Source organism: Streptomyces sp. B5E4 (assembly GCF_039871555.1).
In the GTDB taxonomy this organism is placed as follows: Bacteria; Actinomycetota; Actinomycetes; order Streptomycetales; family Streptomycetaceae; genus Streptomyces.
Genome location: NZ_JBDPMI010000017.1, coordinates 1 through 17,831, shown reverse-complemented (window position 1 = coordinate 17,831; position 17,831 = coordinate 1). Strand labels below are relative to the sequence as shown.

Annotated in this window: 17 protein-coding genes and 2 pseudogenes; 10 read left to right on the top strand and 9 right to left on the bottom strand. The window is 72.7% G+C overall.

Features of this window, described 5'->3' with window-relative positions; all coding sequences use genetic code 11:
• Positions 1-25: 25 nt before the first annotated feature.
• Entirely contained in the window at positions 26-1,132 is a 1,107-nt protein-coding gene (locus tag ABGA99_RS21540; RefSeq protein ID WP_347583236.1) for a DUF1996 domain-containing protein, read from the bottom strand.
• 309 nt (positions 1,133-1,441) lie between these two features.
• Here ABGA99_RS21540 and ABGA99_RS21535 point away from each other — a divergent pair, with 309 nt between their 5' ends.
• The 3 genes from ABGA99_RS21535 (at position 1,442) to ABGA99_RS21525 (ending at position 4,213) form a co-directional block, all read left to right on the top strand.
• A complete protein-coding gene (locus ABGA99_RS21535; RefSeq protein WP_347583235.1) occupies positions 1,442-2,050 on the top strand; it encodes a class I SAM-dependent methyltransferase in 609 nt (202 codons plus the stop codon).
• Positions 2,051-2,146: 96 nt separating this feature from the next.
• On the top strand, positions 2,147-3,130 hold the full coding sequence (locus tag ABGA99_RS21530) for a hypothetical protein (RefSeq protein ID WP_347583234.1): 984 nt from the start codon (positions 2,147-2,149) through the stop codon (positions 3,128-3,130).
• A 186-nt stretch (positions 3,131-3,316) separates the two neighbouring features.
• Positions 3,317-4,213, top strand: a complete 897-nt coding sequence (locus ABGA99_RS21525; RefSeq protein ID WP_347583233.1) for a DUF4232 domain-containing protein — start codon at positions 3,317-3,319, stop codon at positions 4,211-4,213.
• 333 nt (positions 4,214-4,546) lie between these two features.
• On the opposite strand, the gene ABGA99_RS21520 is transcribed toward ABGA99_RS21525, so the two are convergent.
• From ABGA99_RS21520 to ABGA99_RS21510, 3 genes are all read right to left on the bottom strand, one after another.
• On the bottom strand, positions 4,547-5,044 hold the full coding sequence (locus ABGA99_RS21520; protein ID WP_347583232.1) for a dihydrofolate reductase: 498 nt from the start codon (positions 5,042-5,044) through the stop codon (positions 4,547-4,549).
• Complete coding sequence (locus ABGA99_RS21515; protein WP_347583231.1) at positions 5,041-5,838, bottom strand: thymidylate synthase; 798 nt, start codon at positions 5,836-5,838, stop codon at positions 5,041-5,043. The genes ABGA99_RS21520 and ABGA99_RS21515 overlap by 4 nt, the downstream gene beginning before the upstream one ends.
• 116 nt (positions 5,839-5,954) lie before the next feature.
• Positions 5,955-7,391, bottom strand: a complete 1,437-nt coding sequence (locus ABGA99_RS21510; protein WP_347577828.1) for an MFS transporter — start codon at positions 7,389-7,391, stop codon at positions 5,955-5,957.
• Positions 7,392-7,486: 95 nt separating this feature from the next.
• Between ABGA99_RS21510 and ABGA99_RS21505 the strand changes: the two are divergent.
• Positions 7,487-7,954, top strand: a pseudogene (locus ABGA99_RS21505) (MarR family transcriptional regulator); the annotation flags it as partial.
• Between the two features lie 193 nt (positions 7,955-8,147).
• Here ABGA99_RS21505 and ABGA99_RS21500 read toward each other — a convergent pair.
• Positions 8,148-8,702, bottom strand: a complete 555-nt coding sequence (locus ABGA99_RS21500; protein ID WP_347583230.1) for an ABATE domain-containing protein — start codon at positions 8,700-8,702, stop codon at positions 8,148-8,150.
• Positions 8,703-8,817: 115 nt separating this feature from the next.
• On the opposite strand from ABGA99_RS21500, the gene ABGA99_RS21495 reads away from it, so the two are divergent.
• The 3 genes and pseudogenes from ABGA99_RS21495 (at position 8,818) to ABGA99_RS21485 (ending at position 12,504) form a co-directional block, all read left to right on the top strand.
• Positions 8,818-9,681: an NAD(P)-dependent oxidoreductase gene (locus ABGA99_RS21495; RefSeq protein ID WP_347577826.1), complete on the top strand. Its 864-nt coding sequence runs from the start codon at positions 8,818-8,820 to the stop codon at positions 9,679-9,681.
• Between the two features lie 10 nt (positions 9,682-9,691).
• Positions 9,692-10,620: pseudogene (locus ABGA99_RS21490) on the top strand (ADP-ribosylglycohydrolase family protein).
• 267 nt (positions 10,621-10,887) lie between these two features.
• A complete protein-coding gene (locus ABGA99_RS21485; RefSeq protein WP_347577825.1) occupies positions 10,888-12,504 on the top strand; it encodes a carbohydrate binding domain-containing protein in 1,617 nt (538 codons plus the stop codon).
• 15 nt (positions 12,505-12,519) lie between these two features.
• Here the strand turns inward: ABGA99_RS21485 and ABGA99_RS21480 are convergent, their stop codons facing one another.
• Genes ABGA99_RS21480 through ABGA99_RS21470 form a run of 3 tightly spaced genes read right to left on the bottom strand, consistent with a single transcriptional unit; the run spans position 12,520 to position 13,925 of the window.
• Entirely contained in the window at positions 12,520-13,056 is a 537-nt protein-coding gene (locus ABGA99_RS21480) for an anthrone oxygenase family protein (RefSeq protein WP_347577824.1), read from the bottom strand.
• A gap of 3 nt (positions 13,057-13,059) precedes the next feature.
• Positions 13,060-13,371 carry a heavy-metal-associated domain-containing protein gene (locus ABGA99_RS21475; RefSeq protein WP_347577823.1) on the bottom strand — a complete coding sequence of 104 codons (312 nt, stop codon included), beginning with the start codon at positions 13,369-13,371 and terminating at the stop codon, positions 13,060-13,062.
• Complete coding sequence (locus ABGA99_RS21470) at positions 13,368-13,925, bottom strand: nuclear transport factor 2 family protein (RefSeq protein ID WP_347577822.1); 558 nt, start codon at positions 13,923-13,925, stop codon at positions 13,368-13,370. The genes ABGA99_RS21475 and ABGA99_RS21470 overlap by 4 nt, the downstream gene beginning before the upstream one ends.
• A 118-nt stretch (positions 13,926-14,043) precedes the next feature.
• Between ABGA99_RS21470 and ABGA99_RS21465 the strand changes: the two genes are divergently transcribed.
• Complete coding sequence (locus ABGA99_RS21465) at positions 14,044-14,673, top strand: TetR/AcrR family transcriptional regulator (RefSeq protein WP_347577821.1); 630 nt, start codon at positions 14,044-14,046, stop codon at positions 14,671-14,673.
• A gap of 344 nt (positions 14,674-15,017) precedes the next feature.
• Here the strand turns inward: ABGA99_RS21465 and ABGA99_RS21460 are convergent, their stop codons facing one another.
• Entirely contained in the window at positions 15,018-16,034 is a 1,017-nt protein-coding gene (locus ABGA99_RS21460; protein ID WP_347577820.1) for a lytic polysaccharide monooxygenase, read from the bottom strand.
• Positions 16,035-16,338: 304 nt separating this feature from the next.
• Between ABGA99_RS21460 and ABGA99_RS21455 the strand changes: the two genes are divergently transcribed.
• Both ABGA99_RS21455 and ABGA99_RS21450 read left to right on the top strand, forming a co-directional pair.
• Positions 16,339-17,031 (top strand): haloacid dehalogenase type II, encoded by a 693-nt coding sequence (locus ABGA99_RS21455; RefSeq protein ID WP_347577819.1) that lies wholly within the window; start codon positions 16,339-16,341, stop codon positions 17,029-17,031.
• A 422-nt stretch (positions 17,032-17,453) separates the two neighbouring features.
• Complete coding sequence (locus ABGA99_RS21450) at positions 17,454-17,774, top strand: hypothetical protein (RefSeq protein WP_347583229.1); 321 nt, start codon at positions 17,454-17,456, stop codon at positions 17,772-17,774.
• Positions 17,775-17,831 lie beyond the last annotated feature (57 nt).

Sequence of the window (17,831 nt, the reverse complement as noted above, 5' to 3'; positions counted from 1 at the left end):
GAAGGAATCCTCCAGCGGTGGGGGGTCAGGGAAGCTCGTAGTCCTCGTCGAGGGCGGCGCCGGCTTCGGGGTGGGTCTCGTCGTAGCCGCGCGCGTTGCACTGGAGCGCGCCGACGACGCAGTGGTCGACGAGCGCCTTGAGGGTCGCGTCGTCCCAGACGTTGATGAAGTCGTAGTGGAAGGAGTAGCCGCGGCCGCTGGAGAGCGCGACCCGCGACATGTCGCCGTTCACCGGGAACGCCATCTTGAACTCGATCATCGGCAGCGCGACCGGGTGGCTCTGCGGGCAGACGTTGTTGTTCGTACCGGCCTTGACCACGGGATACGCCATGTGGCTCTTGTGGTCGGGGGTGTCCAGATAGCGGCCGTCCCAGCAACTGGGCGCCTGCATGCGGATGTTGAGCTGGGTGTCCCGGGAGCCGGGGCAGGTGGCGGGGATGTCGACGTTGAAGTAGCTCTCGCCGCACTCCCAGCCCTCCACGAAGCCCGGGTGGTTGCGGAACTCCTCGGCGCTCTGCAGCGGGCTGCCGACGACGAAGCGCAGACCCTTGGGGAACGGGCGGACGCTGGTGTAGTCGGTGACGCCGGCCTTGTAGTAGATGACCTGCTCGCCGACCGGCAGCACGGGCTCGCCGCCGTTGAGGACGGTCGGCATCCAGTAGCCGGACTTGTCGCCGGGCGCCTTGCACTCGGTGCCGCCGGCGCCGAGCGAGGCGGTGGTGCTGTGGGCGTCGGTGGAGTCGTTGCCCATGAAGGTGTGGTCGTGGGACCTGCCGGGCTGACCGGGGTAGACGATGGGGTCGTCCGGCTTGGTGTGGGTGACCGAGCAGTTGGCCTGGAACTCGTGGAAGTAGCGGTGGGGCGGCTCCTTGTCGGACGGTACGACGCCGGTGACGGGCGGTTCCGCGGGGATGTAGCCGTCGCCGTCGGGGTCGTCGCCGGAGGCGACGGGGCGGGGCCGGGCATGGCCGGCGTGTGCGGCGTGAGCCGCGTTGCCGGTGTCGGCCGCCGCCGCTGCGCCGGTGCGGGCGCCGGCCGTCTCGCCGGTGACGGCGATGGTGCCGAGTGCGGTGACGCACAGGGCCAGGGCCAGGGCCGGCAGGAGTACGGCGTAGAGGCGCGATCTCCTCATCGAGGGCCTCCTGGGGGTGGGGGAGGAGAGCGGGAGAGCGCTCTCCCATTGGGCTGGATGGTGACGGTCCGGAGAACGGGCGTCAAGAGAGCGGGCACGGACGCGTGCACCGATAAGCGGGAACGCGCCACATGTCCGGGCGCCGTACGGCAGTTGGGCAGGCGCACCGGCCCGGCGGCGGCGTGCCGAGGGTCTCCCACGGCCCGTATGTCCCGCGCACGCCCGCACCCCGCACGCACCCATACGTGCCCGTACGCCGTCGTCCGCCTGCTCTCGCGCCCCCGCGTCCCCCGTCCGTACCATGCACCGATGCCGGACTCCGACCTCACGCCGTACTGGAACACCAACGTCGCCCGCCACCCGGGCATCCTGCGCGCCGTTCCCGAGGGCTGCCGCGACGCGCTCGACGTCGGCTGCGGCGACGGCCTCCTCGTGCGCAAACTCGCCGCGCGGGCGGAGCGCGTCACCGGCGTCGACAACTCCCCCGAGATGATCGCCAGCGCCCGCGAACAGGCCGCCGACCTGCCGGGGACCGGCTTCGTCGCGGGCGACTTCCTCACCGCGGACCTGCCCGCCGCCGGCTACGACTTCATCTGTTCGGTCTCCGCCGTGCACCAGATGGACTTCACCGCCGCCCTCGCCCGCATGCGCGAACTGCTGCGCCCCGGCGGCGTCCTCGTGGTCGTCGGCCTCGCCCGCGAGGCGAGCGTCGGCGACTGGGCCGTCATGGTCGCCGCCGCGCCCGTCGTCCGCACCGCGAAGGTGCTGCGCCGCGCCTCCTTCCCGGCAGGCATGCCGTTCATCAGCCCGCACATGAGCTACGGCGAGGTCCGCGCGGAGGCCCGCCGCGTACTCCCCGGCGTGCGCTACCGCCGCCACGTCCTGCGCCGCTACAGCCTCACCTGGCACGCCCCCTGACCGGCTCTTCGCCCCGCCCGACCTGCGGGCGAGTTCACCTGCTCGTCACCTTGCGCGGTCTACGCCCCCGGCCGCGAGGCTTTTAGGCTGATCAGCATGCCGACCCACCGCATCAGCGCGCCCTTGCCCACCTTCGATCCCGCGCAGGCGGAGGTCGTCATGCTGCCCGAGGCCCCCGAAGCCGGGTACTGGACCGGTTGCCCCGGGGTGCTGTACGAGCCCGAGCACGGACGGTGGCTGATGACGTACCGGAGGCGCCGGCCGCGGGGGCATCCCGGGGGTGAGCGCGGCTGGCGGTGCGCGGTCGCGGTGAGCGAGGACGGGATGGACTTCACCGACGTGTGGAGCGTGGAGAGCCGGGAGTTGGGGACCGACTCGATGGAGCGCTTCAGCCTGCTGCCCACCCCCGGCGGCTATCAGCTCTACCTCAGCTACGTCGACCCCGCCGACTCCCGCTGGCGCATCGACGTCGCCGACGCTGCCGCACCCGACGCCTTCGACCTCGCCGAGGCCCGCCCCGCGCTCACCGCCGCCGGCACCGGCACCGAGGGCGTCAAGGACCCGTACACCCTCCGGCACGGCCCGCTGACCTATCTCTTCGCGAGCTACGCGCGCGCCGGGATCGCCGCCGCCGACGCCGACCGTGCGCACGCCACCGCCGACATCTTCAACACCGGCGTCACCACCCACCCCACCGGCCTCGCCGTCTCCCTCGACGGCGGCGCGACCTTCGCCTGGCAGGGCGAGGCTATGCCCACCGGCAGCGGCTGGGACGCCTACCAGACCCGGCTCAACTCCGCGGTCCCGCTCGGCCCGGGCGCCGGCTGGCTCGGCTTCTACGACGGCATCGCCTCCCACGAGCAGAACTACGAGGAGCACTGCGGCCTCGCGCTCTCGTACGACCTGCGCACCTGGCACCGGCTCAGCACCGAGGGGCCGTGGGCGACCGTCCCGTACGGGACGGGCTCGCTGCGTTACGTCGACGCGGTGGTCGCCGAGGGCACGTGGCACATCTACTTCGAGGCCGCCCGCGCGGACGGCGCGCACGAACTGCGGCTGGCGCGGGTACCGGTGGGCTGAGTGAGGGCCGGTCCACGGCTGGTCCTCGGTCGGCCCTCGGCTGGTCCTCGGCCGGTCCGTGGCCGGGCCCCGGCCGGTCTCCGGCTGAGCCCTCGCCGGTCCGCGGCGCGGAACTGTGACCGTGCTGTGGCACAGGGAGTGACCCCCGTCACGGCCGCGACGCATCCGCCCTGGTCAACTGGGCGGATGCGCCCCGCCACCCGTGCCACCCGGCCGTCCCGCGTACGTCGTGCCGGACCTCTCGCCCTCGGCCTCGCCGCCGTACTGCTGCTCGCCGCCTGCGGCACCGAATCGGCGGACCGGTCCGCGGACGCCGGGGCCCCGACCGCGCCGGGCAACCCGACCCCGGTCGAGGTCGACGGCGTGACCCTCACCCGCGTCCAGACGGAGCCGGAGACCGCGGAGCCGGTGCGGGTGGAGTTCGAGATCGCCAACCGCGGGCCGGAGGCGATGACGTACACCGTCGCCTTCGAGGTCCGTACCGCCTCCGGCGAGGTGCTGGCGACCCCGGAGAAGATCGTGGAGGCGGTCCCCGCGGGCCGTACGGTGCCGGACCAGGCCGACGTCGCCGACCCGATGGCGGGCGGGCGCGCGGCGCAGGTGCAGATCGGCGAGGTGCGGAGCGTCCCGGCGGACGAGGTGCCGTCGATGGGCGGGCCGTGCCCGCCGGCGGGGGTGCGGCTGTACGCGGACGAGGGCAACGCGGCGATGGGGCTGCGGGTCGTCGGGCTGCACCTGGAGAACTGCGGCACGGAGGTCCACCGGCTGGAGGGCTACCCGCGCCTGCAACTCCTCGACGAGGACCACGGGGAGATCACCGGCGTACGCATCCACCGCGGCGGCGCCGCCATCGCCTCCGGCACCGGCGCGGACGGCCCGCCGCGGCCACTGGCGCTGCAGCCGGGGGAGCGGGCGTCGACCCAACTGGTGTGGCGCAACACGGTCGAAGCGGGCGAGCCGGTCGACGTCCCGTACGTACGGGTGTGGGCGAGGCCCGACGCCGCACCGGTGACGGTGACGCCGGAACTGGACCTCGGCACGACGGGCGAACTCGGCGTCGGCGCCTGGCAGAAGTCCGGATGACCCGGATCGGTCACTGTCAGTCCCGCACTCCCGCCCAAGGGTAGCCACGCCCTGTGACATCGTCTGAGGGCCGCAGGACCGCCGACTTCCTGCACCGGTCCCTCGCCCCTCTCGCCATCCTCGCTCTCCTCGAACACCGCTGCCCCGACCGGCGGATCCGCGCCCCGAGCGTCGCGGACCCCGCTCGATGTCAGAGGAGGCGCCTACCCTTGGGCGGGCGTGAGGGGTGCATGTGCGTGGGCTCTGTGTACGTCGGGGCTACGTTCCCGGGATCCGGGTGCGCGGGGTTCGGGGCGGTGGGCCCCGGGAGCGGTGGGCGTACGGTTCGGGCGGTCACCTGGTGAAGGTGCGGATCCGGTAGCGCAGTCCCGCCCCGCTGACCTGCCAGCCGCCGTCCTCCGCGACCCGCCATTCCGGTCCCGGAGCCGGCGCGTACGTGTCGCCGGCCACCTCCGTGTCGACCTCCGTCACCGAGAGCGTCGTGGCGTGCGTCAGCGCGGCCCGGTAGATCTCTCCGCCGCCGATCACCCAGACCGCGGCGGCGTCGGCCGCTTCGCCCCCGGCCAGCTCCAGTGCCCCGTCGACGGACCCGGCGCGTACCGCGCCGTCCGCCGTCCACCGCGGGTCGCGCGTCACCACGACGTTGCGCCTGCCGGGCAGCGGGCGGAACCGCGGCGGGAGTGAGTCCCACGTCCTGCGCCCCATCACGACCGGGTGGCCGAGGGTGGTCGCCTTGAAGTGCGCCATGTCCTCGGGCAGCCGCCAGGGGATCGCGTTCTCCGCGCCGATCACGCCGCCGCGCGCCTGCGCCCAGATCAGCCCTACGTTCACACCGCGACCGGGGCCTTGATGGCCGGGTGGTGCCGGTAGTCGAGCATCTCGACGTCCGCGTAGGCGTAGTCGAAGAGCGAGCCGGCCCGGCGCAGCCGCAGCTCGGGGAACTCGTACGGAGTGCGCGAGAGCTGCTCGGTCACCTGGTCGACGTGGTTGTCGTAGATGTGGCAGTCGCCGCCGGTCCAGATGAAGTCGCCGGGTTCGAGGCCGGTCTGCTGCGCCACCATGTGCGTGAGCAGGGCGTAGCCGGCGATGTTGAACGGGACGCCGAGGAACAGGTCCGCGCTGCGCTGGTAGAGCTGGCAGGAGAGCCTGCCCTCGGCGACGTAGAACTGGAAGAAGGCGTGGCACGGCGGCAGCGCCATGTTCTCCAGCTCGGCGACGTTCCAGGCGGAGACGATCATGCGGCGGGAGTCGGGGTTGCGGCGGAGGGTGTCGAGCACGCCGGTGATCTGGTCGACGTGCCTGCCGTCCGGGGTGGGCCAGGAGCGCCACTGCACGCCGTAGACGGGGCCCAGTTCGCCGTCGGGGCCGGCCCATTCGTCCCAGATGGTGACGCCGTGCTCCTGGAGCCAGCCGACGTTGGAGTCGCCGCGCAGGAACCACAGCAGCTCGTACACGATGGACTTCAGATGCACCTTCTTGGTGGTGATCAGCGGGAATCCCTGCGCGAGGTCGTAGCGCAGTTGGTGTCCGAAGACACTCCGGGTACCGGTGCCCGTCCGGTCGGCCTTGGCCGTCCCGGAGGTGAGCACGGTTCGCAACAGGTCTTCGTACTGGGTGTCCGCCACAGCGGCGAGTGTACTGCCGCCCACCAGGCAGACCGCGAAACGGAACCCCCGCCACCGCCAGGCGGCCGGTCCGGCCCCGGGTGCCGTACGGAACGGGCGCCCGGGGCCGTACGCGGCTACTTGCGGCCGTGCCGCAGTCCGTGCACCGCGGCGATGGCCGCCGCCCCGCCCGCCGCGACGCCGGCGATGACGAAGCACAGGACGTACGCGTCCACGGTCGGCACCTCGGTGCCGTCGATGACCTGCGCCGCCAGCACCGCCGCGGTCGCGGCGCTGGCGATGCTGCCGCCGGCGGTGCGTACGAGGGAGTTGATGCCGCTGGCGATGCCGCTCTGGTCCATGGGCACGTGCTGGACGGCGAGCGTGCCGAGGGCCGCGTAGGCGATGCCGATGCCGAGGCCCTGGACGCCGCTGAAGATCATGATGTCCAGTGCGGAGTCGTGCATGAGCGCGAGCCAGACGTACGCGACGCCCGCGATGACCGAGCCGGTGGCGAGGGTCCAGGCGGCGCCGATCCGGGCCTCGACGCGGCCGGAGAGCGCGGAGAAGACCAGCATGGTGAGGGTGCTGGGCAGCATGTACAGGCCGACGTCCAGCACCGAGCCGGTGAGCCCGTAGCCCACCTCGGCCTCGGGGGTCTGGATGAAGTTCGAGATCAGGGTGAAGGCGGCGAACATCGAGAAGCCGAGGAGCAGCGAGGCGAGGTTGGCCGAGAGCGACTTGGGGCCGACGAGGATCTGCAGCCGTACGAGCGGCTCGCGCAGCTTCAGCTCGACGGCCACCCACACCCCGCACAGCACGACCGCGGCGGCGAACAGGCCGAGGATCCGGCCGTCGGTCCAGCCCCAGGAATTGCCCTGGCTGATGCCGATCAGCAGGCTGACCAGCCAGCCGCCGAGCAGGGCGGCGCCGAGCAGGTCGGGGCGGCCGCCGGCGCGGCGGCCGGAGTCGCGGGTGCAGAACAGCACGAACAGCAGTCCCACGGCCGCCATGGCAGCGGCGATCCAGAAGACCGGGTGGTGGGAGTCGGTGTTGTCGGCGATGAGGCCGGTGACGAGCATGCCCACGGCGCCGCCGACGCCGAGGGTGGCGCTGACGACGCCGATGGCGGTCGTGACCCTCTCGCGCGGGTAGGAGTCGCGGATCATCCCGATGGCCAGCGGGATGACGGCCGCGGCGGTGCCCTGGAGTGCGCGGCCGACGATGAGGACGGCGAGTGAGTCGGCTATCGCGCAGATGACGGAGCCGGCGACGAGCAGGCCCATCGTCACCGAGATCATCTTCTTCTTGCCGTACATGTCGCCGAAGCGGGAGAGCAGCGGGGTGGCGACCGCCCCGGCGAGCAGCGTCGCGGTGAAGACCCACGAGACGGCGGCGACCGAGATGTCGAACGTCTGCATGAGCTGGGGGAGCAGGGGCAGCACCAGCGTCTGCTGCAGCGATACGACGAGCCCGGCGGAGCCCAGCGCGAGCAGCGTCAGGCCGGGTCCTGAGGGCTGTCCTGCCCGGGCGGCGCGGCCGTCCTCGGCCACCGTGGTGGCGGTGTCTGTCATCGGGGTGGACTCCTGCGGCGGGAAGTGGATTACTTGACTTACGCAAGCATGTGATACTTAGTTGAGTCAAGCAAATTAAGGGTAAAGTGATCCCCATGTCTGCCCGGCCACCAGAAGCCACCCACGTCTCCTCGGACGTGGCCGAGATCGAGCGCGCCCTCAGCCGGATCGCGTATCTGAGCAGCCGGGCGCGGCAGCACGACCGGCTGATGGCGCTGGCCGAGGTGCCGCTGGACCGGGCGGCGGTGGCGCTGCTGCGGCAGATCGAGGATTCCGAGCCGATGCGCCTCGGGGAGCTGGCGGACCGGCTGGGGGTGGAGGCGTCGCACGTGACGCGGCAGGTGCAGCAGTTGCAGAAGGCGGCCTACGTGTCCCGCGTCCCGGATCCGGACGACCGCCGGGCGCAGCGCATCCAGCTCACCGAGGCCGGGCGCGAGGCGATCGGGCGCATCCGCGCGGTGGCGTGCCGGGGGATGCAGGGGGCGCTGGCGGAGTGGTCGCCGCAGGATCTGCGGACGCTCGCGGAGCTGTTTCACCGGATGGTCGACGACTTCGTGGCGCATGTCGACGAGTGGGCGGCGGACGTGGAACGGGCCGCCGGGGGCCCTCCGGGCGGGGCTGCCGGACCGGGTGGGCGTGGGCTCGCCGGGTCGGGCAGGGCCCGTGCCGCGGGCCGCTCCGGCGGCGACGACCGCCCGTCGGAGTCGGAGTCGGAGTCGGGGTCGGAGTCGGGGGCCTGACGGGGGGCCGGAGGGATCAGCCCGCGGTGATTCGTGACTTCTTGACCTTGTTGCCGCAGGTGTTCATGGAGCACCAGCGGCGGTTAGCCGCGCGGCTGGTGTCGAGGAACAGCCCCGCGCATCCGGGGCCTTCGCAGTTCTTGATACGGCCGCGGTCGGGGCCCCCGAGGACGCGGATGGCATCAGTGGCCAGGACCCCGAGGGCGTCGCTGACGGGGGTCGTCTTCGTCAGGTGCCACCCTGCGCGTTCGTGTTCCAGCGCAGCCGTTGCCCGCCCGGCGGCAGCGACGGTGTTGAGGGTGCGGACATCTTGGGATTCCGGCCGTACACCGGCGGCGATCGCCGACCCGATCCGGTAGATCGCCTCGCGTAGTACGACGGCGTCTTTCAGGCGGGCCGGCGACACATCTATGACGTCGAGCCCCGTGGCCCCGAGCCACATCTTCAGCCGCGCGGTATCCGTCAGCCGCTCCCTCGGCGTCCGGCTTGCGCGCTCGCTGACGGTGGCGGTGAACCGGAACGCCAGGACCTCGTTGTCCATCCGGAACACCCGACGTACGTCCTCGGTCATGGCAGCCTCCCCGGTGAGTGACGACACGCAGAACTGCTTCAGACGGTTCGTTGCGATCGTAACTCCATGGCATCCTTGAACCGCTTCAGAGGGTTCAACGGGAGAGGTGCTCGGCGTGAGCGGCATTGCGGTCATCGGTCTGGGAGCGATGGGGAGTGCCATGGCGCGCAACCTCGTGCAGGCCGGCCACGACGTCGTGGTGTGGAACCGCTCCGACGGGCCCGCGGCCGAACTGGTCGCGGTGGGTGCCCGTCGGGCCGCCTCGGTGGCCGAGGCCATGCAGGCGCCGGTGGTCTTCTCGGTCCTGTCCGACGACCGGGCCGTCGCCGGGACGTTCATCGACTCCGGTGTCCTCGCTCAGACCCCTGGCGAGACGGTGCACGTCAACCTCGCCACGGTGAGTACCGGCCTGGCTCGCGCGGCCGCCGCAGCGCACGCCGAGCATGGCGTCGGGTATGTCGCGGCACCGGTCTTCGGCCGTGTTCCGGTCGCAGAAGCCGGGGAACTCAACGTCCTTGCGGCCGGTGAGCACGCGCTCCTCGACCGCGTACAGCCGTTCTTCGACGTGATCGGCTCGCGGACCTGGCGACTTGGGGACCGCCCGGAACAGGCCAACATCGTGAAGATCCTCGGGAACTACCTGATCGCCTGCGCGATCCAGTCGCTTGGCGAGGCCATCAGCCTCGCGGAGGGCGCCGGTGTCGACTCCGGGCAATTCGTCGAGTTGCTGACTTCCACGCTCTTCCCGGGAGGCGTCTACGGCGCGTACGGGTCGATGATCGCCGAACGGCGTTACCAGCCGGCCGGGTTCACCACGGTCCTGGGCCGCAAGGACCTCCACCTTGCGCTCGATGCGGCGGCCGACCAGGGCGTTCCTCTCCCGATCGGTCAACTGCTGCGTGCCGTCTTCGACGAGGCTATCGCCAACGGTCGCGGGCCGGACGACTGGGCGGTCATCGCGGAACGGCAGCCGCGGTGATCATTGGACGATGAAGCGGATACAGCGGGCCGCCGGCGTGATCGTCGGCTCAGCGGTGGGCGACGCCCTGGGCGGCCCCTTCGAGTTCGGTCCGAAGGGAGCGTTCTCCGCACGGTTTCCGGAGCCCGGTGCCGGTGGCGAGATGCGCGGTGGTGGTGGCTGGGACCCCGGTGAGGCAACTGACGACACGCAGATGGCCGTGCTGGTCGCAGAATCGCTGCTGGCACGCGCCGGACTCGATCTGCCGGACATCTTCGCCCGCTTCCAGCGCTGGGCGGCATCGGAGCCCAAGGACATCGGCCTGCAGACAGAAGACGTCCTGACCAACGGCAACTCCTGGGACCGCGCCGCTGCGGTCCACTTCCAGATCAACCAACGGGCCGCGGGAAACGGCTCGTTGATGCGGGCCTCGGCCGCCGCGGTGTACTTCGCGGCGGCCGGTCAGGAAGCCACCATGGACGCGGCCCGCCGCATCGCCGCCCTCACCCACGGTGACCGCGCGGCCTGGGAGGGCACCGCGATCTTCCACGAACTCGTCCGCGTCACGTTCGAGGGCGCCGACCCCCTTGCCGCGATCCCGGACACCTGGCTCTCGTCCACCCCGAGCACCGCGACCGCTACGCCACCGTGCTCGCGCCCGACTGGCACCCCGATCAGGCGACCGAGTTCAACGGTGCCGTCTGGCCCTGTCTGGGCTCCGCGGTCTGGGCCCTGCGAACCACCACCGGCTTCGAGGACGCGGTGCGCGCGGCGATCGACCTCGGTGGTGACACGGACACCGTCGCCGCGGTGACCGGGGGCCTCGCGGGTGCGTACTACGGACTGGAGGCGATCCCCGTCCGCTGGATCCAGCCGCTCCATGTCCCTCTGCCGGGCTTCGGCGGGCGGGTGCTGCGCGTGGCCGATCTGGTCCGCCTCGCACAGCGGCTCGGCGGCTGAAACCTGGGCTTGCTCCGCGATGGTCCGCCGGGAACGGCGGGTCTCGGTCGTGTCAGGCGACCCGGTGGGGGTGGGGGGTTGACGGGGTCGGAGGGCTGGGCTTCAATCCGTTGATAGGTCCAGACCAATAGCGCCATACCCCCTCCCTGTACGAGGCGGCCCGATCCCCGGCCGTCGTAGAAATGTCATGCTCACGCCATGCACACGCCCGTGCCGGTGCCGCCCTCGTCCGGTCCGGGTACCCACCCCACCGCACTGGGAGGACCCGTGCGTATCCGAAACCGCTTAGTCGCCTACCTGAGCGCCGTGCTGCTCGCCGGCGCCGGCGCGGTGGCCCTGCCCGCCCCGGCGCAGGCCGCCAACCTGCTGAACGACCCGGGCTTCGAGTCCGGGAGCCTGGCCAACTGGAACTGCGGCGACGGAGCCGGCTCCCTCGTGAGCAGCCCCGTGCACAGCGGCACCAAGGCGCTCGCCGGCGCCGCGAGCGCGAGCAGCAACGCCCGCTGCGCCCAGACCGTCGCCGTCCGGCCCGGCACCACGTACACCCTGTCCGGCTGGGTGCGCGGCGGCTACGTCTATCTCGGCGTGACCGGCGGCAACGCCACCTGGACGGCCTCCGCCGCCAACTACACCGAGCTGACCACGTCGTTCACCACCGGCGCCAACCAGAACAGCGCCGAGGTCTACGTCCACGGCTGGTACGGCCAGGGCACCTACCACGCCGACGACATCAGCCTCGACGGCCCCGGCGGCCAGCCCGACACCGAGGCGCCCGGCGCCCCGGGCACCCCCCGCGTCACCGCCACCAGCGCCACCTCCGTCTCGCTCGCCTGGGACGCCGCCACCGACAACGTCGGCGTCACCGCCTACGACGTCTACCGCGACGGCACCCTGGCCACCACGGTGACCGGCACCAGCGCCACCGTCACCGGCCTCACACCCGGCACCGAGTACGCCTTCACCGTCCGGGCCCGGGACAGGGCCGGCAACGCCTCGCCGCTCACCGCCGCCGTGCGCGCCACGACCGGCAAGGACGGCGGCGGCGGCCCCGGCTTCGTCCAGGCCGCGCCGTACCTCTACCTGGGCTGGGGCAACCCGCCGAGCCCGACCGAGGTGATGAGCGCAACCGGCGTCACGTGGTACACGATGGCGTTCATCCTGGCCCAGAACGGCTGCAACCCGGCGTGGGACAGCCAGCGTCCGCTCACCGGCGGCGTCGACCAGACCAGCATCAACGCCATCCGTGCGGCCGGCGGCGACGTCGTCCCGTCCATCGGCGGCTGGAGCGGCAACAAGCTGGGCCCCAACTGCTCGACGGCCGAGGCGCTGGCCGGCGCCTACCAGAAGGTGATCGACGCCTACGACCTGAAGGCGATCGACGTCGACATCGAGAACACCGACGAGTTCGAGAACCCGGCGGTGCAGGACCGTATCCTGACCGCGCTGAAGATCGTCAAGCAGAACAACCCCGGGCTGCGGACCATCCTCACCTTCCCCACCCTCAACACCGGCCCCAACTCCTGGGGCAACCGCCTGATCGAGCGGGCGCACGCCCTCCAGGCGGACGTCGACAACTTCACGATCATGCCGTTCAACTTCGGCGGCCACGCGGACATGTACGGCAACACCGTCCGGGCCACCGAAGGGCTGAAGGCCAAACTCACCTCCGTCTTCGGCTGGAGCGACGCCGAGGCGTACGCGCACATCGGCATCTCGGGCATGAACAACACCAGTGACGCGGGCGAGGTCACCACGCCGCAGATCTGGACCCAGATCCGCGACTGGGCCAACTCCCACCACATGGGCCGGATGGCCTTCTGGTCGGTCAACCGCGACCGTCCGGACTGGGAGTTCACCCGCATCACCGCCGGCTTCACCGGCTGAACCGCCCGCACGCCGCTACGGGTGCGCCGGCACCCCCGGGGTCCGCTCCGGGGGTGCCGCCGCGTCCGCCCCGCCCCCCGCATCCGCGGGGCGCGCGGCGCGACGGCGCAGGGCGAGGGCGATCAGCAGGGCGAAGGCGGCGACGGCGGTGAGCGTCCGCAGGTCGTTGTAGAGATCCCAGCGCCGGAGTATCTCCGCGTGGTCGGCGGGGGCCGAGGAGACGGCCCATTTCTTGATGTCGGCGTTGATCGGCACGTTGCCGAACCGGGTGATGAGGAACGAGGCCAGCGCCAGCAGCGTGGCGCCGGCGGCGAGCAGCCGCTCGCGGCCGCGGTGCAGCAGGGCGAGGGCGAGCGCGCTGAGCGCGGTGAGCGCCATCGCCGTCTGCATCACGGGCGAGTTCATCTTCATCAGCTCGGCGTGGAACGACAGGCGCGTCTCCAGCGGCACGGCGTCGAACGTCGGGGCGAGGTTCACCGCCCCGTAGCCGAACGCGCCGGAGAGCAGCCCGGCGGAGAGCAGGGCGACGGCGGTGAGGATGCGGATCGGCACGTGCTAACTCCGTGGTGTCGGGGGTGGTCCGGCCCGCGCCGGCCCGGCGTCGGGCGGCGCGGCGGAGGAGAGTCCGGCGGAGGGTTTGGCGTCGGGTGATGCGGTGGAGGGCGGGCCCGGCGTGTAGCCGGCTTCCTCCACGGCCGCGTGGATGTCCGCCTGCGGCACCGGGCGGTCCGCCCGTACGACCACGGTCGCGCCCGCTATGTCCACGCGCACGTCCGTGACCCCCGGGACGCGGCCGATCTCCTCGCCGACGATGGCCGCGCAGTGACTGCACACCATGCCCAGCACGGTGTGGCGGGACTCGATCACGAGCCGTCCCCCTCCTCGCTCTCCGCTTTCCCGTAGGCGCTTTTCCCGTAGGCGCTCTTCCCGTCCGTCCCCGGGTCCTTGACCGCCCTGCTGAGCTGGTACGTCCGGCGTATCCGGCCGTCCGGGGCCAGCTCGCCGAAGAGATGGACCTCCGTGGCGGTGCGCCGGCCCTTGCGGTCCGTGGCGTGAACGGTGAAGCGGGCCGCGATCCGCTCCCCGTCCCGCAGCGCCTCGTGCACCTCGAAGGCGAAGTCCGACAGGTTCTTACGGACCGGGCGGATGTGCGCCACCAGCCGCTCCCGGTCGATGCGGATCCCGTCGGCCGTCTGCACGGCATCCGGGGTGTAGTAACGGTCCACGACCGGGCCCGGGTCGCTGTCGTCGGCCATGATCTCCCGCGTGAAAGAGGTGAAGAACTCGGCCATGAACCGGTGGGCCGCCGGACCGCCGGCCGGCTCGCCGGGCTTCTCTCCGGCTTCCTCTGCGGACTTCTCGCGAAACCTCTCGCCGGACTTCGTTCCGGATTTCTCGCCGGTCATCTCACGGGCTGTCATCTTGCTCCCCCCGGTGGCGGGACGAGCCCGCGCGCACGCCGAACTAGCACCCGCAGGCGCTACCTCTTACACTCCGTAAGATATAGCGCCCGAGCCAACTCTGACAAGGTGTAAGACTTTGCCGTCCAAGGGATCCAGGGAACCCGCCCGGTCCGCGGGTGACCGCCCCGCCCCGCGCCGCCGTCGTGCCGACGCCGAGCGCAGCAGGTCCGCCATCGTCGACGCCGCGGTCCGGCTGCTCGGCGAGCGGCCGGAGGCCAGCGTCGAGGCCATCGCCGCCGCCGCGGGCGTCACCCGCCAGACCGTCTACGCCCACTACCCCTCGCGCAGCGAGGTGCTCACCGCCGTCTTCGACCGCGTCACCGCGGAGACCGACGCCGCGCTGGACGCCGCCCGACTCGACGAACTCCCCGCCGCCACGGGCCTGCTGCGGCTGCTCGACGTGAGCTGGGAGATCGCCGACCGCTACCCCGGCCTCCGGCACGCGGAGCCGCCCCCCGCGGACCGCCGGCAGGAGGCCGAGCAGCACCGGCCGATCACCGACCGGCTGGAGCGCATCGCCCGCCGCGGCCAGGAGTCGGGGGAGTTCGCCCGCGACGCCGAGCCGGGCTGGCTGGCCGCCGCCACCGTCGCCCTCGGCCACGCGGCGGGCGCGGAGGTCGCCGCCGGGCGGATGACCCCGGCCGCGGCGGCGGAAGCGCTGCGCGTGGGGGTGCTGCGCCTGTACGGGGCGGAGGCGGCGGTTTAGCGGTCCGGGCGTGCGTACGGGGGCCCGTGCGCCGCCCGCGGACCGGGGCCGGCCGTGTCCGGTGCGCACGCCATCCGCGGGCGCCCGGCTGCCCCGGCCCGGCTCCCCGGCCCGAAACTCCCGCCCGGCTGCCCGTTCCGGCTGCCCGGCCCGACGCCCGGCAGCCCGGACCCGGCCGGACCCCACTCCGGCCGAGCCCGGGAGCATCGGGGGAGTGCGACCCGCGGGCCGGGCCCGTCAGCCCGGTCCGCGGGTCCCTTTCGCGGGGCCGGGCGCCCCCGTTCCCGCCCGCTCCCGCGCGGCGCCCCTCGGCGCCGCCGTCGTGCCCGCCCCCGTCACCGCCGTCAGGCCTGCTGCCTCCCCGGGCCGTTCCGGCGGTGGTTGTACACCAGCGCCCCGCCCGCGAAGATCACCGCGCCCGCGCCCGCCAGCGCCGCCGGCAGCACCGCCGAGGAGTCGTCCGACGCGGCGGCCAGGTTCGACCCGTCCGCGTTCAGCGTCTCCACCGCCTGCGCCTCCGGTGCACTCGCGCCGTGGTCGCCGTGCGCGCCCTTGACCGGGTCGGCCTTGCTGTTCTCCTGGCCCGCGCCCAGCGCCTTGACCTCGTCCGCCGACATCGCGCCCGGCGTCAGCCCGGTGACCTCTCCGTTGCCGCCGTCGAACACGACGTCCGAGCAGGAGAAGAAGTTCTCCTGGCTGTCCGAGCGGATCCACTGGACGAACAGCATGTGCTGCCCGCTGCGCTGCGGCAGTTGCACGTTCCAGTAGTAGTGCCCGCCGTCCGAGCCCGCGCCGCCCACCTGCGGCGGGTTGGTGACCGTCTGCAGGTGCGTCAGATCGCCCCAGGCCAGCGTCTTGGACGGGGTCCAGCCGTTGTTGGTGATGTAGACCTCGAACCGGCCCGGGTGGTGCGCCCAGTTGCTGTACTGCAGTTTGATGTTCGAGCCGGAGGTGAGGTGCGTGAGCGGCCAGTCGGTGCGGGCCGCGTTGTACGGCGAGAAGTTGTACGGGCTGCGGTCCCCGGCGCTGCAGAGCTTGCCGTCGGGTACGTAGCCCTGGGCCCGCCCGCCGGCGTTGGAGTCCAGCACGGCGAACCAGTTGTACAGCGGCGTCGTGCCGGCGGACTGCACCGCCGCCTTGCACGCCGGGTTCTGCGGCATCTGCGTGGAACTGTTCGCGAGCAGGTCCTTGTAGCACAGGAACGTACGCGAGCCGGGCACCATCGCGACGCCGTGGGCCGACGCCGGCGTCGGCACCGCCAGTGCGGCGGTCGCGACGCCCGCGACCCCGGCGAGTGCGAGCGTGCGCCGGAGGCGGAGCGATCTTCCGGCGCGGACGAGTCGTTGGACAGCCATGGTCATGGTCTCCTTCGGGTTCTCCTGAGCGCTGACGCGAGAGCCCGCGACCGCGGTGCGCGTGCCGGGCCGCCGGGCCGTCCCGGAGCACGGGGCTCGGGCCCGGGGCCGGCGGCCGACCTGGCAGGGGGGTCTCACGTTCGTCGTGAACAGGTCAATGGGAGCGCTCCCATTGACGGTAGCGCGGGATTTCACGGCTGTAAACGGAATGTGCACCCCTCCGGCGACATCTCTTCCCCTCCTCCGGGCATGGCCCGGGCGGCATCGTTGTTGCCGATCACGACAGCCCCGCCGTGAACAGGAGAAACAGATGCCCGAGATCCGCGACGCCGAGGTCGTCGTCTTCGATGTGCTCGGCACGCTCGTCGACGAACCCGGCGGGCTGCGCGCGGAGATCCGCGCCGCCGCACCCGCGGCCGACGACACGGCCGCCGGTGAACTCCTCGCCCTGTGGCAGGGGCACGTCGAGACCGAGCAGGCGCGGATGGCCCGCGGCGAGCGTCCGTACGCCGACAGCGAGACCGTCGACCGCGAAGCCGCCGAGTTGGTGGCCGCACGCGCCGGCGTCACCGACGCGGCGGCCGTCGCCCGGCTGGCCACCGCCACCCGGCGGCTGCCCCCGTGGCCCGACTCCGCCGCCGGACTCGACCGCATCGCCCGGCACTTCCCCGTCGCCGGGCTCTCCAACGCCTCCGGCCCCGCGCTGCTGCGGCTCGCCGCGCACGGCGGGCTGCGCTGGCACCAGGCCCTGTCGGGCGCGGCGGTACGGGCCTACAAGCCGGCGCCGGAGGTCTACCGGCTCGCCGCCGAGGCCGCCGACTGCCCGCCCGAGCGGGTGCTGATGGTCGCCGCCCACGCCTGGGACCTGCGGGCGGCGCGGGAGAACGGCCTGCGGACGGCGTACGTCCCGCGGCCCGTCGGCGATCCGCCGGCGGCGACGGACGAGTTCGACTGGCACTTCGACGGGCTGGACGGTCTGGTGGAGGCGCTGACGCTGGAGTAGGGGGCACGGCGGGCGCGTAGCCGGACAGGCGCGGCGGGCCGGGCGGCCTCGCCGTAGCGCGTATCCGGTCGGCATCCGCCCGGCCGGACGGTGCTCGGGCGAATGCCTCGCAGCGCGCGCTGCGACGCATTCGCCGTCTCTCCTCCGGCACGCCGCAGCCGACTCCGCACAAGCCCTTCCGCCCCACCCGGCGCACCCGTTTCCCGAGGGGCGCGCGGTGGCGGTCGCGCTCCCGAGGGCGTCCGGCAAGGCCGGGTTCTGCCTGTTCGGCGGGGCCGTGATGGGCCACGATCTCCCTGGCGGTCCAAGTGCCCGCCGGGGGGCGGGTGTTCCGGGACCCCTCCCGGCTCCGGTGCCGAAAGATGGGGACGGCCGCCGGTGGCTCGCCCGAGAAAGGGATCACGATGGAAGCGTTTCCTCCGATGCCCAGCGAGCCCCCGTCCGAACCCGGGCGGCCCGCCGGCTCCGGGCAGCAGCCCACCGAACCCGACATACTCGCGTTCGGGCCCGGCCGCCCGGTGTACGGGCGGGCGCCCGTGCCCGCACGGCCCCGGGATCCGTACGCCGTCGGGCTCGCCAACGCCTCGCTGCTGGGCATCGGTTACGGGATGCTCCGCCGCCCCCGGATCGCGTTCGCCACCGCGGGTGTGTCGGTCATGCTCGTCATCCTGCTGGCGACGGCGGTCAGCGGGCAGCCGACGGCCCCGTCCTCGGGTCCTCCCACGTTCACCGCTCGACTGTAACCCGGATCCCGCGGGCCTCCCGCCGTGAGGTACGTCCCACGCATCCCCGCCCCGCGC